This window comes from Vibrio harveyi (assembly GCF_030060435.1).
Lineage (GTDB): Bacteria > Pseudomonadota > Gammaproteobacteria > Enterobacterales > Vibrionaceae > Vibrio > Vibrio harveyi.
The window spans coordinates 3,161,175-3,176,382 of sequence record NZ_CP125875.1; the positions used below are offsets into that span (position 1 = coordinate 3,161,175).

At 46.6% G+C, this 15,208-nt stretch carries 14 protein-coding genes; 9 read left to right on the plus strand and 5 right to left on the minus strand.

Going from position 1 to position 15,208, the window contains the following annotated elements; genetic code table 11:
- Window positions 1-91: 91 nt before the first annotated feature.
- The 3 genes from QMY49_RS14950 to rarD all read right to left on the minus strand — a co-directional run bounded on the left by QMY49_RS14950 (window position 92) and on the right by rarD (window position 2,627).
- A complete protein-coding gene (locus QMY49_RS14950) occupies window positions 92-751 on the minus strand; it encodes a LysE family translocator (RefSeq protein ID WP_283312200.1) in 660 nt (219 codons plus the stop codon).
- 91 nt (window positions 752-842) lie between these two features.
- Window positions 843-1,640 (minus strand): AraC family transcriptional regulator, encoded by a 798-nt coding sequence (locus tag QMY49_RS14955; RefSeq protein WP_005451239.1) that lies wholly within the window; start codon window positions 1,638-1,640, stop codon window positions 843-845.
- Between the two features lie 72 nt (window positions 1,641-1,712).
- Entirely contained in the window at window positions 1,713-2,627 is a 915-nt protein-coding gene (rarD, locus tag QMY49_RS14960) for an EamA family transporter RarD (RefSeq protein WP_005440031.1), read from the minus strand.
- Window positions 2,628-2,803: 176 nt separating this feature from the next.
- Here rarD and recQ point away from each other — a divergent pair, with 176 nt between their 5' ends.
- The 3 genes from recQ (at window position 2,804) to QMY49_RS14975 (ending at window position 5,863) form a co-directional block, all read left to right on the plus strand.
- Window positions 2,804-4,639: an ATP-dependent DNA helicase RecQ gene (recQ, locus tag QMY49_RS14965; protein ID WP_005451195.1), complete on the plus strand. Its 1,836-nt coding sequence runs from the start codon at window positions 2,804-2,806 to the stop codon at window positions 4,637-4,639.
- A 9-nt stretch (window positions 4,640-4,648) separates the two neighbouring features.
- A complete protein-coding gene (locus QMY49_RS14970; RefSeq protein ID WP_005378772.1) occupies window positions 4,649-4,954 on the plus strand; it encodes a DUF3630 family protein in 306 nt (101 codons plus the stop codon).
- A 234-nt stretch (window positions 4,955-5,188) separates the two neighbouring features.
- Entirely contained in the window at window positions 5,189-5,863 is a 675-nt protein-coding gene (locus tag QMY49_RS14975; RefSeq protein ID WP_005378770.1) for a 7-cyano-7-deazaguanine/7-aminomethyl-7-deazaguanine transporter, read from the plus strand.
- A gap of 205 nt (window positions 5,864-6,068) precedes the next feature.
- Here QMY49_RS14975 and gppA read toward each other — a convergent pair whose 3' ends face one another.
- Both gppA and rhlB read right to left on the minus strand, forming a co-directional pair.
- Window positions 6,069-7,562 (minus strand): guanosine-5'-triphosphate,3'-diphosphate diphosphatase, encoded by a 1,494-nt coding sequence (gene gppA, locus QMY49_RS14980; protein WP_283312203.1) that lies wholly within the window; start codon window positions 7,560-7,562, stop codon window positions 6,069-6,071.
- Window positions 7,563-7,581: 19 nt separating this feature from the next.
- The gene (gene rhlB / locus QMY49_RS14985) at window positions 7,582-8,895 is read right to left on the minus strand and encodes an ATP-dependent RNA helicase RhlB (protein WP_005451190.1); all 1,314 of its coding nucleotides are present in this window, start codon (window positions 8,893-8,895) and stop codon (window positions 7,582-7,584) included.
- 111 nt (window positions 8,896-9,006) lie between these two features.
- Between rhlB and trxA the strand changes: the two genes are divergently transcribed.
- The 6 genes from trxA (at window position 9,007) to fre (ending at window position 14,873) form a co-directional block, all read left to right on the plus strand.
- Window positions 9,007-9,333, plus strand: coding sequence for a thioredoxin TrxA (gene trxA / locus QMY49_RS14990; protein ID WP_004745500.1), 327 nt, complete (start codon window positions 9,007-9,009; stop codon window positions 9,331-9,333).
- A gap of 196 nt (window positions 9,334-9,529) precedes the next feature.
- On the plus strand, window positions 9,530-10,789 hold the full coding sequence (gene rho, locus QMY49_RS14995; RefSeq protein ID WP_005440042.1) for a transcription termination factor Rho: 1,260 nt from the start codon (window positions 9,530-9,532) through the stop codon (window positions 10,787-10,789).
- 106 nt (window positions 10,790-10,895) lie between these two features.
- Window positions 10,896-11,888 carry a hypothetical protein gene (locus QMY49_RS15000; RefSeq protein ID WP_005451187.1) on the plus strand — a complete coding sequence of 331 codons (993 nt, stop codon included), beginning with the start codon at window positions 10,896-10,898 and terminating at the stop codon, window positions 11,886-11,888.
- Between the two features lie 137 nt (window positions 11,889-12,025).
- Complete coding sequence (gene ubiD, locus QMY49_RS15005; protein WP_009696788.1) at window positions 12,026-13,879, plus strand: 4-hydroxy-3-polyprenylbenzoate decarboxylase; 1,854 nt, start codon at window positions 12,026-12,028, stop codon at window positions 13,877-13,879.
- Window positions 13,876-14,145, plus strand: coding sequence for a 2Fe-2S iron-sulfur cluster-binding protein (locus QMY49_RS15010; protein WP_009696789.1), 270 nt, complete (start codon window positions 13,876-13,878; stop codon window positions 14,143-14,145). The genes ubiD and QMY49_RS15010 overlap by 4 nt, the downstream gene beginning before the upstream one ends.
- A 14-nt stretch (window positions 14,146-14,159) precedes the next feature.
- Window positions 14,160-14,873: an NAD(P)H-flavin reductase gene (fre, locus tag QMY49_RS15015; protein ID WP_009696790.1), complete on the plus strand. Its 714-nt coding sequence runs from the start codon at window positions 14,160-14,162 to the stop codon at window positions 14,871-14,873.
- The last annotated feature ends 335 nt before the right edge of the window (window positions 14,874-15,208 follow it).

Here is a 15,208-nt window from a genome sequence, read left to right on the forward strand (position 1 = left end):
GTTTTGTGCTTTCAGCTTGGCAGTCATGAAGAGTCACGTCGAGTCAGCAATCTTAGAAATGTCGATTGTGCTACGCTTTTAAATCAGTACTTTATCCGATAAAAGTGCTGATGGTTTGGTACAAAATACTGCCGCCCACTAGGGTAAATACCACGCCACACAGACCGTCGATGTAGATGCCTGCTTGTTGCAATTTACGTTGTAAGCGCTGTGTCGACAGCATCCATGCAAGGCTAGAGAACCAGAATAGCGACAAGCCAAACAAGATGACCAAAGCAATACCTTTGCCAGTGATCGACATACCTGCAGGGACTAAGCTCGACATCAAACTGATAAAGAACACCAAGGCTTTCGGGTTAAGGATGTTAGTTGCAAATCCTTTAGCAAATGCCTGACGCTTATTGCTGATCACTAGGTTGTTTTGCTTCTTAGGTTGATCCGCCAGCGGGTTTTTGATCATTGAGATCACGGCGCGCAATGCACCAACACCTAAGTAGAGCAGGTAACTACCACCGAGCAGTTGCACCACCGAGTACAACACTGGGTGCTGGTGGACGATATAACTCACGCCTGTCAGGCTGAACAAAGAGTGCAGCAAAATACCGACAGACAATCCCAGCGCAATGTACAAGCCAGTTTGACGACCATGACGCGTCGCGTTTTGTACAACCAGAGCAAAATCGGGACCTGGACTCATTAGGGCAATAAAGTGAATGCTGGCGAGCGTCAGCAATATGGTGGATTCATTCATAACACATCTCAAATATAACCAATGCGGCTATTGTCGTGGCAAGTCACCTGTGGCGCTTGTAAAAAACTGACAGCTTTCTCGGTAAATGAAATTAACGAGTCACTTGAGAAGGGGAAACGCCGTAGGTTTGCTTAAACGCTTTGCTGAAATGCGCTTGATCGTAGAAACCGATTTGATGGGCGACGTCGGTACCACATTGACCAGCTTGCAGTAACTTCATGCCTTGTTCGAGTCGTAGGCGTGCGAACCATGCGTAAGGCGTCATGCCGGTTTGCGCTTTAAAGTGGCGCTGGAACTGAGTGGGGCTCAGTTGGCACAGCTCTGAAAGTGAATCCAAACGCACCGCTTGGTCGAGGTTCGCCATTAGATAATCTTTTAACGTTCCAAGTGATTGATTTCCTAATGGCACCACTTTTTGTCGCTCAAGCGATCCGTAGCGATCAAAAAGCTGGTTAAATCCTTCAAAAGGAAGGCAATCTTTGGTGAGTTGGCTGAGGTTTTCACGACGAAGTAGCCCATGTAAGTTACTAAGTTGTGAAAATATCTGTGGATCCGAGATGATCAGCTCGTTGAAGTGTATTATTTGACCGTTTTGCTTAAGATCAGCCAGATCGCTCAATAGGTGAGGTTCGATCGCAAATACATTTACTTCATAGCCACTTTCGAGCTTAGATTGCCCGTCGTGCAGCTCATCTGGCGGCATAATCACAATTTGCCCGTGACCAACTTGGTGGCTGTTACCTTGGTATTGGAACTTCTGCGCGCCATGCGTGATCAGACCGAGATGAAAATCCAGATGGTAATGCCTTTGAAAAGCAAATTTCTGGTATTTCGCCTCTATCAGACTCAAGTTGTCATGGTCGGTTGCGTAGTACTGAATATGTTCCATTAAATAAAAAAAGCTTGGTCACATTATGACCAAGCTTATCCATCAATTTCTTAAATGTCTTGTAAAAAACGATCAGGCAGCACGAGCCGCTTTGCGTGACTTGCGGTTATTACGCAGACCATCAAAGCTAAATACCACCAAGGCGCCCCAAATAAAGGCGAAGGTGATAGCTTTATCGCTAGTGAACGGTTCGCCGTAGATCAGCACCGCGAGCAAGAACATCAGACTTGGACCAATGTATTGGAAGAAGCCCAACGTCGATAGCTTTAGACGGGTTGCTGCGCCAGTAAAACACAGTAGCGGCAGGGTAGTGATCACGCCTGCAGCAATCAACAAGGTATTAAGCTGCATTGGGTTATCTAGCATGTTGGACGTTGGTGAACTCGCAATAAACAGCAAGTAAATTGCAGCAGCAGGTAACATCACCAAAGTTTCAATGAATAGTCCGGTTTGTGCTTCCACACTGACTTTCTTACGCAGCAAACCATAAAAGCCGAAGCTCATTGCCAGCGCTATCGCGACCACAGGCACCGAGCCAAAGACGATCAGCTGAACTAATACGCCACAAGCAGCAAGGACAACTGCGAACCACTGAAGTTTACGTAGGCGCTCACCAAGGAAGACCATCCCGAGTAAGACGTTGATCAGTGGGTTAATGTAATAACCTAAGCTGGCATCGAGCATGTGATTCGAGTTCACCGCCCAAATGAAGATCAACCAGTTTGCACCGACCAAAATGGCAGTAGAAACCAGAAACATCATCTTGGTTTTGTTTTTAATGATGTCGCGAACCGAGCGCCAATGGCGACCAAAATGGAGGAGTGCGGCTAGCAAAAAGAAAGACCAAATCACTCGGTGGCTTAAGATCTCAAGTGGCGAGACTTCAGCAATCGATTTGAAGTAAATGGGTGCGATGCCCCACATGGTATACGCGCCAATAGCAAGCAAAACGCCTTGCCGTGAGCGTTGTTGTTCTTCTGGTGTCATGGGATGTCACCTAATTGAGTTTTTATAGAGCAGAAAATCAGTATACGAGTCGTGAGCTGAATCACCTAACAATTTGCGGTTTTATTCACCATGAAACCCCATTACAATGTGCCCTCACTTTGCGTGCTAGTGGCATGCATAAGCACCTCTTTTTAAGACCCAATCTGAGATTTTTCATGACCTCTACCTTGTTAGCCGAACAATCAGACTCGCCTGTAACGCCTCAACGTGTGTTGGAGGATGTGTTTGGTTACCAAGAGTTCCGTGATGGTCAGCAGTTGGTGATTGATGCCGCGGTAGAAGGTCGCGACAGCTTAGTTATCCTGCCTACTGGTGGCGGTAAGTCGCTGTGCTATCAAATTCCTGCTTTGGTTCGCTCTGGCATTACTTTGGTGATTTCTCCGCTTATCTCGCTAATGAAGGACCAAGTGGACCAGCTTAAAGCCAACGGTGTAGCGGCTGAATGCATTAACTCGACCATGCCTCGTGAAGAGCTGCTTAGCGTGTATAACCGCATGCACACTGGTCATCTTAAGTTGGTGTACGTCTCGCCAGAACGCGTATTGATGCGTGATTTCATTGAGCGCTTGGAAAACTTGCCGCTATCGATGATTGCCGTTGATGAAGCGCACTGTATTTCCCAGTGGGGACACGATTTCCGTCCAGAATACGCCGCGCTTGGTCAACTTAAGCAGCAGTTTTCTCATGTGCCATTTATGGCGCTGACGGCGACGGCGGATGACGCTACGCGCCGAGATATTCTTGAGCGTCTGCAACTCAATAATCCAGAGGTTTACCTAGGCAGCTTCGACCGCCCCAACATTCGCTACAACTTAGTTGAGAAGCATAAGCCGGTTTCGCAAATCGTTCGTTATCTTGAAACCCAAAAAGGGAATTGCGGCATCATTTATTGTGGTAGCCGTAAGAAAGTTGAGATGGTGACTGAGAAGCTGTGCAACAACCACATTCGTGCTGCTGGTTATCACGCCGGTATGGATGCTGATGAGCGCGCTTACGTTCAAGAAGCTTTCCAACGCGATGACATCCAAATCGTAGTGGCGACCGTAGCATTCGGTATGGGCATCAACAAACCAAACGTGCGCTTTGTGGTTCACTTTGATATCCCACGCAATATCGAGTCCTACTATCAGGAAACCGGTCGTGCAGGGCGTGATGGTTTACCTGCGGAAGCGATGATGTTGTATGACCCGGCGGACATCAGTTGGCTGCGTCGTATGTTGGATGAAAAAGACGACGGTCCGCAGAAGCAGGTGGAAACCCACAAACTGAATGCGATGAGTGCCTTTGCTGAGGCGCAAACCTGTCGTCGTCAGGTGCTACTGAATTACTTTGGTGAGTATCGTGAGAAGCCATGTGGCAACTGCGATATTTGCTTAGATCCACCGAAACACTTTGATGCCACGGAAGAAGCGCGTAAGGCGTTATCTTGTGTGTACCGAGTGAATCAGAGCTTTGGTATGGGCTACGTGGTAGAAGTGCTACGTGGCATGCAAAACATTCGTGTACGTGAAAACGGGCACGATAAGATTTCTACCTACGCGATAGGGCGCGATCACAGCCACGATTACTGGGTGAGTATCTTCCGTCAATTGATCCACAAAGGGTTGTTGTTCCAAAACATCACACGCAATTCAACGCTGCAACTTACCGAAGAGGCGCGTCCTCTGTTGCGTGGCGATGTGACTCTGGAGTTAGCAGTTCCGCGTTTAGACACCGCAGCACGTGCGGCGAAGTCAGATAAACTGACCAGCAAGAATTACGATAAGAAGCTGTTTGCCAAGTTACGTAAGCTGCGTAAGTCGATTGCTGATGAAGATGGCTTGCCACCATACGTGGTCTTCAGTGACGCGACTCTGATTGATATGGCGGAAATTCTGCCAACGTCTTACGGCGAAATGCTGGCAGTTAGCGGTGTTGGTCAGCGCAAACTGGAGAAGTACGCCGATCCATTCCTCGATTTGATTCAAGAACACATTACTCACCACGGATAAGGAACCACGATGCAAAAGGAATTTGGTTTAGCGGACTACATGGCACAAGAAGGGCGCTTAATCATTACCGCGCCGAGCTTTGACCTTGATAGCTTTCCTGCTTTAGGTGAGCGTTTAGTCGGACTGCTTTCCGCTACTGTGGTGGAAAAGCAGTGGGATGCGGACATTCACTCTTGGTTGATCGACTTTGAAGGTTGCCGACTGTTTATGAAAGCAGAGCATTACAGTGAAGCGATTTGGTTTGAAGCGTTAGCGATTGAAGAGAGCAGGGAAGAGTTGGATTATCTCGCAGGATTGTTCCAACGCGGCTTCTAAAAATAGAATTTTTCTAGAAAGGGTGTTTCACATGAAACACCCTTTTTTATGCTCAAACGTTTGCGTAAAACAGACGACTTGCGGCGAAAAGTGGTTAATGTATAATCGCCCACCGCTTCGCTCATAATGAGCCAAGCCAGTTTATTTTTCATTTTACATTGTTGGTAAGAGCCACTTTATTCAGTGACTCGATTTGGGTTCCCTCACCCCCAAACCAAACTAAAAAGGTATCGCATGAGTAACTTTACCCCTGCGCAGCAGCGCAACGCCCTTATCTATCTGGTTCTATTCCACCTAGTCATTATTGCATCTAGCAATTACCTAGTTCAGCTACCGTTTACTATTTTCGGTTTCCATACCACTTGGGGTGCATTCACTTTCCCATTTATCTTCTTAGCGACTGATTTAACCGTGCGTATTTTCGGTGCTCAGTTGGCACGTAAGATCATCTTCTTAGTGATGTTGCCTGCTTTGGCAGTGTCTTACTTCTTATCGGTGGTGTTCTTCGAAGGTCAATTCCAAGGTTTTGGTCACCTAGGGGAATTTAACTTATTCGTTGCTCGTATCGCGATTGCTAGCTTCATGGCGTACCTACTTGGTCAGATCATGGATGTGCACGTGTTCAACCGCCTACGTCAAATGAAGCAATGGTGGGTGGCACCAACGTGTTCAACGCTTTTCGGTAATGCACTTGATACCATCGCTTTCTTCGCCATTGCGTTCTACCAAAGCCCAGATCCATTTATGGCGGAGCATTGGACGGAAATCGCGCTGGTGGATTACGGCTTCAAACTGATTATCAGTCTTGGTCTGTTCGTTCCTATGTACGGCGTATTACTGAATTACCTCATTAAGAAGCTGACTGCGGTGAACCCTGATTTTAAGGTGACGACAAGCGTTCAGTCTTAATATCAGTGGGAACCCCGAAAGCCGCTTGCTCAAATCAAGCGGCTTTTTTGTGCCTGTTTACTTGGGTTTAGAGCGTTTTGTACAGCGTGGGGAGTAATTAGATCATGGGTGTCCAAAAGCTCCCTAAGCTGTACAAAGGTAAAAATGGAGTAATAAAAAAGGTCCCAATAGGGACCTTTAACCAAGTAATAAGTCATCGTGAGATTTAACAAGTCACAATACTTAACGGCCAACCAATGTCTGTTTGACGGTTGGATTCAATTTCCAATTCAGCCGCAGTCAATGGGTTTGCCTCTAACCACTTCGCATCAATGTTGAGCGTCAGTTTGTCGCCTTCCGCAGTGAGAGTCACACATGGCTCTAGAGCTGGATTACGACGGTGGCTGAGTAAAACCGCAAGACGCAATAGGCGCAGTACGCGTTTACCACTCGTGCCTGAAAGGGCATGTTGCTCAGGCAGTGACGTCAGTTGTTCACGGTAACGGCGAGCAATTTCACCGATAAAGAACTTCTGCGCACGGGTGTAACCAGGCAAATCCAGATGCTGTAGCAGGTAAGCGCTGTGCTCACCGCCCTTTTTGAAGTCGATAGTTAGACCGATTTCGTGCAGCTTGGCTGTTGTTTCCAGCAGGACTTTACCCTGAGGTTCTGCAACCCAAGCTTCACCGCCAACTTGCTCAAGCAGTTTGCCCGCAAGTTTTGCAACTTGTTCGCCGTATTGGCAATCTAGCTGGTAACGGTTTTGTACGCTACAAACGGTGCGTGCACGGATGTCGTTTTGACGAAGTTCGTCAACCATCTCGTACACCAAGCCTTCACGTAGTGCGCCGCCAGCCAGTGTCATGGCATCGATTTCTAGTAGCTCAAAGATCGCAATCAAAATAGATAAGCCACTTGGGAACACCAAAGCTCGCTCTAGGGTCAGACCTTCAATATCAAGCTCTTCCAAGTGATCAGCAAGCATCGCCTGCTTTTGTAGACGCTTAAGTTTGGAGTGAGTAATTACTTCGTCCATACCTTGCGCTAGCATTATCTCTTGTAGTGCTTGAACGGTACCCGATGCCCCAACACACACATCCCAACCTAGGTCGGTGTACTGTTCTAAGATTGGCATCAGAGTTTGCTTCGCGCCTTCAATTGCGGCTTCGAAGTTACGTGCATTTAATTGGCGGTCTTTAAAGAAGTTCTCTAACCAAGTGACACAGCCCATTTTTAGACTGGTCAGAGCTTTGGCTTCGAAACCTTCGCCGATAATCAGTTCGGTACTCGCACCGCCGATATCGACCACAAGGCGACGACCGCTGCCACCTGAGGTGTGAGCAACACCTTTATATATAGTGGCGGCTTCCTCTTCGCCGGTAATCACTTCGATAGGCTGACCTAAAATTTGGTTCGCCTTCTCTAGAAAAACATCCACATTGGTCGCAGTACGCAATGTCGCGGTACCCACAATACGGATGTTCTGTTTAGGAATATCCTGCAAGCGTTCTGCAAATAGACTTAAGCAGTCCCATCCTCGCTGCATAGCTTCCATACTAAGAGAGTTATGTTCATCTAAGCCCGTGGCTAGACGAACTTTGCGCTTAATTTTAGCCATAGTTTGAACGCTGCCATCGATGTGACGCACAACGAGCATGTGAAAACTGTTCGACCCGAGGTCGATGGCGGCGTATAGCGGTGATGATCCTGCTTGACTCATAAACGACTTCAGTTTCCTTTTATGATTGTTTTGGCGCTGATTGACGCGGCTGACGAGGACGACGTCCTTGCGGCTTGCGGTTACCAGAGCGAGTGCCACCTGTATTGGTGCGACGTTGTTGAGTACGAGGCGCGCGCATACGAAGTGGTGCAGGCAAGTCTTGGATTAGAGCCGAGGCATCGTAATCAGAAACTGGGATTGCGTGCTCAATGTATTCTTCGATTGGTGGCAAGTTGATTGCGTAATCTTCACAAGCAAAGCTAATAGAGTGACCACTTGCGCCAGCACGACCAGTACGACCGATACGGTGAACGTAATCTTCACAGTCATCCGGTAGGTCGAAGTTGAATACGTGTGTTACTTGAGGAATATGAAGACCACGAGCAGCAACATCGGTTGCGACTAGTAGGTCAACTTCACCGCGAGTGAATTGCTCAAGAATCTTTTCACGCTTCTTCTGTGGTACATCGCCAGTCAGTAGACCCACACGGTGACCATCTGCTGCTAGGTGACCCCAAATCGACTCACACTTATGCTTCGTATTAGCAAAAACGATCGCGCGGTCTGGCCATTCTTCTTCAATAAGAGTTTGAAGCAGTGCCATCTTGTCTTCATTAGAAGGGTAGAAAAGCTCTTCTTGGATGCGGTGACCCGTTTTTTGCTCTGGCTCAACCACAACATGCTCAGGATTGTGCATGTGTTCGAAAGCTAATTCTTGTACGCGATAAGACAATGTTGCTGAGAATAGCATGTTCAAACGCTCTTTTGGCTCAGGCATACGACGGAACAAGAAACGAATGTCTTTAATAAAGCCAAGATCAAACATACGGTCCGCTTCATCCAGAACAACCGCTTGAATGTTGTTTAGGTTGAATACGCGTTGCTTGTAGAAGTCGATGATACGGCCTGTAGTGCCGATAAGAATGTCTACGCCGTCTTGCAGTTTTGCCAGTTGCTTGTCGTAGCTTTCGCCACCGTACGCTAAAGCGGCTTTAAGACCCGTGCTAGCAATCAAAGGTTCAGCATCGTTAAAGATCTGAATCGCTAGCTCACGCGTTGGCGCCATAATGATCGCGCGCGGCTGAGTTGGCTTGCGACCTTCGTGCTCTGGTGTCGTTAGAAGGTGGTTGAAGGTAGCAGTAAGAAACGCGAGGGTTTTACCAGTACCCGTTTGGGCCTGGCCTGCAATGTCTTGGCCGGTGAGCAGTACCGGCAACGCCAAGGCTTGGATAGGGGTACAATATTCGAACCCTTTTTTGTCCAATCCTTCAATAACTTGGGGCTTTAAACCCAAATCGGCGAACTTTTGCTCTGTGATATGCGTCTTTTTCATAGCGATAGAATATCAGCTAAAGCTTGCAATAAGAAAGTAAATACATTCCAATAGGGCATCTATTTACTGGTTATCATCCAACCAGTTTCGAAAAACACATTGGAGTGGAAGATGAGTGATAAGATTTTGCAGCTTACTGATGACGGTTTTGAAAACGATGTAATCAATGCTGCAGGCCCGGTTCTAGTTGATTTTTGGGCAGAATGGTGTGGTCCTTGTAAAATGATCGCTCCTATCCTGGACGAAATCGCTGACGAGTACGAAGGCAAACTCACTATCGGTAAACTAAACATTGACCATAACGCAGGTACACCACCTAAGTTTGGTATTCGCGGCATTCCAACGCTACTGTTATTTAAAGACGGTAACGTAGCGGCAACGAAAGTTGGTGCTTTGTCTAAGACTCAACTAAAAGAGTTCCTAGACGCAAACCTATAATCACTAAGTGATTACAAACAAAACCGTGCAATATGACAATGCGCGGTTTTGTTTTTCTAACTCTGGACTAGAATATTAATTAGTGCTAACTTATCGCGCGTTAATTGAACAAATTTCTCTTCTTGGTCGATCCTGAGACCAAATCCATCTTAACTAGAAAACAGATCTTATTTTGACTAAACAAGCATCCACCACCATGAATCTTACTGAACTGAAGAACAGACCTGTGTCTGACCTTGTAAAGCTTGGCGAAAGCCTGGGTCTTGAGAACCTAGCTCGTCTAAGAAAACAAGACATCATCTTCGCAATTCTTAAAGCGCACGCGAAAGGCGGCGAAGACATCTTTGGCGATGGGGTTCTGGAGATTCTGCAAGACGGCTTTGGTTTCCTACGTAGTGCGGACAGCTCATACCTTGCTGGTCCAGACGACATCTACGTTTCACCAAGTCAGATTCGTCGTTTCAACCTACGTACTGGTGACTCAATTGCTGGTAAGATTCGTCCACCAAAAGACGGTGAGCGTTACTTTGCCCTGCTAAAAGTCAACACAGTAAACGACGACAAACCAGACAACGCTCGTAACAAGATCCTATTCGAGAACTTAACGCCTCTACACGCTAATGAGCGTATGGTTATGGAGCGCGGTAACGGTTCTACAGAAGACATCACAGCACGTGTTTTAGACTTGGCATCGCCAATTGGTAAAGGTCAACGTGGTCTGATTGTTGCTCCGCCTAAAGCGGGTAAGACAATGCTTCTGCAAAACATCGCTCAAAGCATCGCATACAACCACCCTGAGTGTGAGTTGATGGTACTTCTAATCGACGAACGTCCTGAAGAAGTGACAGAGATGCAGCGTCTAGTTAAAGGTGAAGTAGTAGCGTCAACGTTCGATGAGCCAGCTTCTCGCCACGTACAAGTAGCGGAAATGGTAATCGAGAAAGCAAAACGTCTTGTTGAACACAAGAAAGACGTGGTTATCCTGCTTGACTCTATTACTCGTCTAGCTCGTGCATACAACACCGTAGTCCCTTCATCAGGTAAAGTACTAACTGGTGGTGTGGATGCAAACGCACTACACCGTCCTAAGCGTTTCTTCGGTGCAGCGCGTAACGTAGAAGAAGGTGGCAGCCTAACTATCCTTGCTACTGCTCTAGTTGATACTGGTTCGAAGATGGATGAAGTTATCTACGAAGAGTTCAAGGGTACAGGTAACATGGAAATCCACTTGAACCGTAAGATCGCAGAGAAGCGTGTATTCCCAGCGATTGACTTCAACCGCAGTGGCACACGTCGTGAAGAGCTTCTAACTAAGAATGAAGAGCTTCAGAAGATGTGGATTCTACGTAAGATTGTTCACCCAATGGGTGAAATCGATGCAATGGAATTCCTAATCGACAAGCTAGCGATGACGAAGACTAACGACGAATTCTTTGATGCAATGCGTCGCCAATAGTCTCAGATAAGTAATTCTGCGAAAAGCCATCGTATATCGGTGGCTTTTTTATTGCTTTCTCCCGATAGAAGTATCAGAATGAAGAAAATGTTATCGGGAGGTTAACATGCAACAAGGAATGTTGTCGTCATTACTCCTGAGCTTGTCACTTATCACGCTACCCGTGACTTTATCTGCTAAGGAAATGCAGGAGACCGTGGTAGAGCAGTGGCTTCAGGATACCCATATACAGACCAAAGTATCTGAATTGCTCGATTATGCAGTCAGAGACGAGGTCGACTCTCTCAAATTTGCTCTCGACCGACTGGCTTTTCCTCAACAAGAAGTCGTTCGTTTTCTGTTGCTCGAAAAACTAGAGCAACAAGAAATCATCCTTACGCCGAGAATGGCGATTTTTGTCGAATCCCAAATTAGTATCACCCCAACTTACCAAGTTTTAGAGCGTGGTGATGGTTACGAATTCACTGTGCCTGCGTTTAACTTTCCCTCTATTGCGAGTCGTCTGATTAAACGTTGGAAACAAGACCAAAGCACGTTGGAGTTTGTACTAGCAGCAGAGCGCCAAGAACTTAACCTAAAAGATTGGTTAACAGGCACTTCGCAACATGTACAAACCAGAGAAGCGCTACTTATACGTGAGTTAGATAGCCTATCTCCCGATGCACTTGAGGCGCTAACCAAACAATTGACCCATGCAAACGTAACGAGCTGGTTACCATCCACTGCCGTTGTGGTGCGTTTGGCGCAAGTTAGCCAAAATGAGGCAATGTATGATCTGCTTTGGCGAATGCGTGCGGATTACAACAGCCAAACTGAGCTAGAAAGGCTTGCTGAGGTTAGTGATGAGTTCTCATTACAACAATTGATGAATTCTACGGTCAATCCGACCTTAAAACCTTATGCTATTGAACTGCTCACGAGATCCAATCCACTCTCTCAAGACGTAAAACAGTTCCTCGTTGCTAAGATGGCGCTCTCAGAAGAAGCGACTCTAGTTGCGAGAGAGCTAGCAAAACAGGGGCATCAATCGTGGTTAGAAGAGCTTGTTTCAAGTAATCGCCAAGTAAAAGCGCGACAGATTCAGGAATTCTTGAAGTGATGACACTTTAAAAGACCGTTTCTTCGCATTGTTATCATTGAAGTAACCTAGCTCACATACCCACACAAAATAGGAGGATCTTAGCGTCCTCCTATTTGTTATACTGCGGACAGTTTAATCAGCCAGCATGAAGGCCTATGAGTTTTAAGGATTTACGCGAATTTATCGACCACCTAGAACAGAAAGGTCGACTTAAACGCATCACTCACCCCGTCGATCCCGCTTACGAAATGACAGAAATTAGTGACCGCACCTTGCGTGCTGGTGGTCCTGCATTGTTGTTTGAGAACCCAATCGGCTACGACGTGCCTGTTTTGACGAACCTATTTGGTACGCCAGAGCGCGTCGCAATCGGTATGGGACGCGAAGACGTTAAAGAATTAAGAGAAGTCGGTAAGCTACTGGCTTATTTAAAAGAACCTGAGCCACCAAAAGGCTTCAAAGACGCGTTGGAAAAACTGCCTGTGTTCAAACAAGTATTGAACATGCCGGCTAAGCGTTTACGTAAAGCACCATGCCAAGACATTGTTTGGCAAGGTGATGAAGTTGACTTGGATAAGATTCCGGTAATGAGCTGTTGGGCAGAAGATGTTGCGCCGCTGCTTACTTGGGGCTTAACCGTAACCAAAGGTCCAAACAAAAAACGTCAGAACCTAGGCATTTATCGTCAGCAGAAAATTGCCAAGAACAAAATCATCATGCGTTGGTTAGCTCACCGAGGTGGTGCGCTCGACCTGCGCGATTGGATGGAAACCAATCCAGGTAAACCTTTCCCAGTTTCGGTCGCGTTTGGTGCAGACCCAGCTACCATTCTTGGCGCGGTAACACCAGTGCCAGATACGCTATCGGAATACGCATTTGCAGGTTTGTTGCGTGGAAGCAAAACTGAAGTCGTGAAGTCAGTCAGTAATGATTTGGAAGTGCCAGCGAGCGCGGAAATCGTGATGGAAGGCTATATCGACCCAAACGAGTTTGCTGATGAAGGTCCTTACGGTGACCACACTGGCTACTATAACGAAAAAGAAAAGCACCACGTATTCACCATTACGCACATTACTATGCGTAAAGATCCTATTTATCACAGCACCTACACTGGTCGTCCGCCAGATGAACCAGCTGTATTGGGTGTGGCATTAAACGAAGTGTTTGTGCCGATTCTGCAAAAGCAATTCCCAGAGATTGAAGATTTCTATCTGCCGCCAGAAGGTTGTTCGTACCGAATGGCAGTCGTCACCATGAAGAAGCAGTACCCAGGACATGCCAAGCGCGTAATGATGGGCGTGTGGTCTTTCTTACGCCAATTCATGTATACCAAGTTTGTTATTGTGTGCGATGAATCGGTAAACGCACGAGATTGGAATGATGTCGTGAAAGCCATGTCAGAGCATATGGATCCTGTGCGTGATACCTTGATGATAGATAACACGCCAATCGACTCTCTAGATTTTGCTTCGCCAGTGGTTGGTCTTGGATCCAAGATGGGGCTAGATGCAACCATTAAATGGGATGCCGAGCTAGCGACGCGAACCGAGGTCACTGAGCGAGACAGCATAGCGATTACCGAAACAGAGCTGAACGAGTTGAAACAGCAACGCCCTGAGATTGTCGATATCTATCTACCTGCAACAGCAAATAACCAGTTCGCTGTTGTGACCATGAAGAAAGACCAAGCTGGTCAATCGCAAGCCTTGATGGAATACCTGTGGGACTTCTTTGCTCAGCACACGGATAACAAATTCATTATCTTGTGCGACGATGACGTTAATGCACGAGATTGGAATGACATCATTTGGGCTGTAACAACCCGAATGGATCCAGATAGAGATACTATTCAAGTGCATAGTAAGACTGCTAGTTCATCCAAATTAGGATTGGATGCGACCAACAAGTTCGAATCCGAAGTCATGCGCGAGTGGGGTACGCCTATCAAAAAAGATCCTAAACTTGTGGCTAAAGTCGATGAGATTTGGGACCAGTTAGGTATTCTATGAGTCATCAAGTCCACCTTCTACCAATGGACGTTACGTTCCAAGTAAAAGAAGGGGAGACGGTGTTGGAAGCTGCGCTCAACAACAATATTCGCTTCCCACATCGTTGCCAAGTTGGCGCTTGCGCCATGTGCATGTGTAAAAAGCTAACGGGCGAGGTGAGCTATCACCTCGAACCTATGCTAACCGAAAAAGAGCAACAGCAAGGTTGGATATTCCCTTGCCAAGCCTATACAGAAAGTAATTTAGTGCTTACTTTTGACGAGTAAGCGAGAGGAACACCATGACCATCCAATGTAAAGTAAAGTCTATTCAGCCGTTAGCTTGTAATACTTATCAAATCCTTCTTCACCCAGAATCACCTGTACCTTTTAAAGCAGGTCAGTACCTCATGGTTGTGATGGGTGAAAAAGACAAACGTCCTTTCTCGATTGCGAGCAGTCCATGTCGTCATGAAGGTGAACTTGAACTGCATATCGGTGCGGCGGAACACAACGCTTATGCGCTAGAAGTCGTTGAAGCAATGCAAGCGGCATTAGAAACAGATGGTCATATCGAGATTGATGCTCCACATGGTGATGCTTGGGTTCAAGAAGAAAGCGAACGCCCACTATTATTGATTGCTGGTGGTACAGGCTTTAGTTACGTGCGCTCAATTCTAGATCACTGTGTTGCACAGAACAAAACCAACCCTATTTACCTATACTGGGGGGCGCGCGATAACTGCCAGCTGTACGCTAAAGAAGAGCTGGTCGAGATTGCCGACAAGTTTGCTAATGTTCACTTTGTGCCAGTAGTAGAAGAAGCGCCAGCAGACTGGCAAGGTAAAGTTGGTAACGTGCTACAAGCGGTGAGCGAAGATTTCGAAAGCTTAGAAAACTACGATATCTATATTGCAGGTCGTTTCGAAATGGCTGGCGCAGCACGTGAACAGTTCACTCAGAACAAGAAAGCGAAGAGTGAACGTATGTTCGCAGACGCGTACGCATTCATTTAAATACGGCTTTTGAGGCAGAAAAAGAGGGTTTTTTACCCTCTTTTTTGCTTTTTTGATGAAATAGTCATCGAACAGTCAGTTTTTTCCATTTTTTTTCAAAAAAGGGTTGCGAACGGATCAGAGTTCCCTATAATGCGCATCCACCGACACGGCAGACGCGATAAGGCTTCAGCAGAGTCGGAGAGGTGAAAAGCTTCTGAGAAAATAAATTGAAAAAAGTGTTTGACACTCTCAATTATCTCGTTAGAATGCACCTCCGCTTTGAGAGAAAAACTTCTCGATAAGCAAGCTCTTTAAAAATATAGACCTATCAATCTGTGTGGGCACTCGTTGAT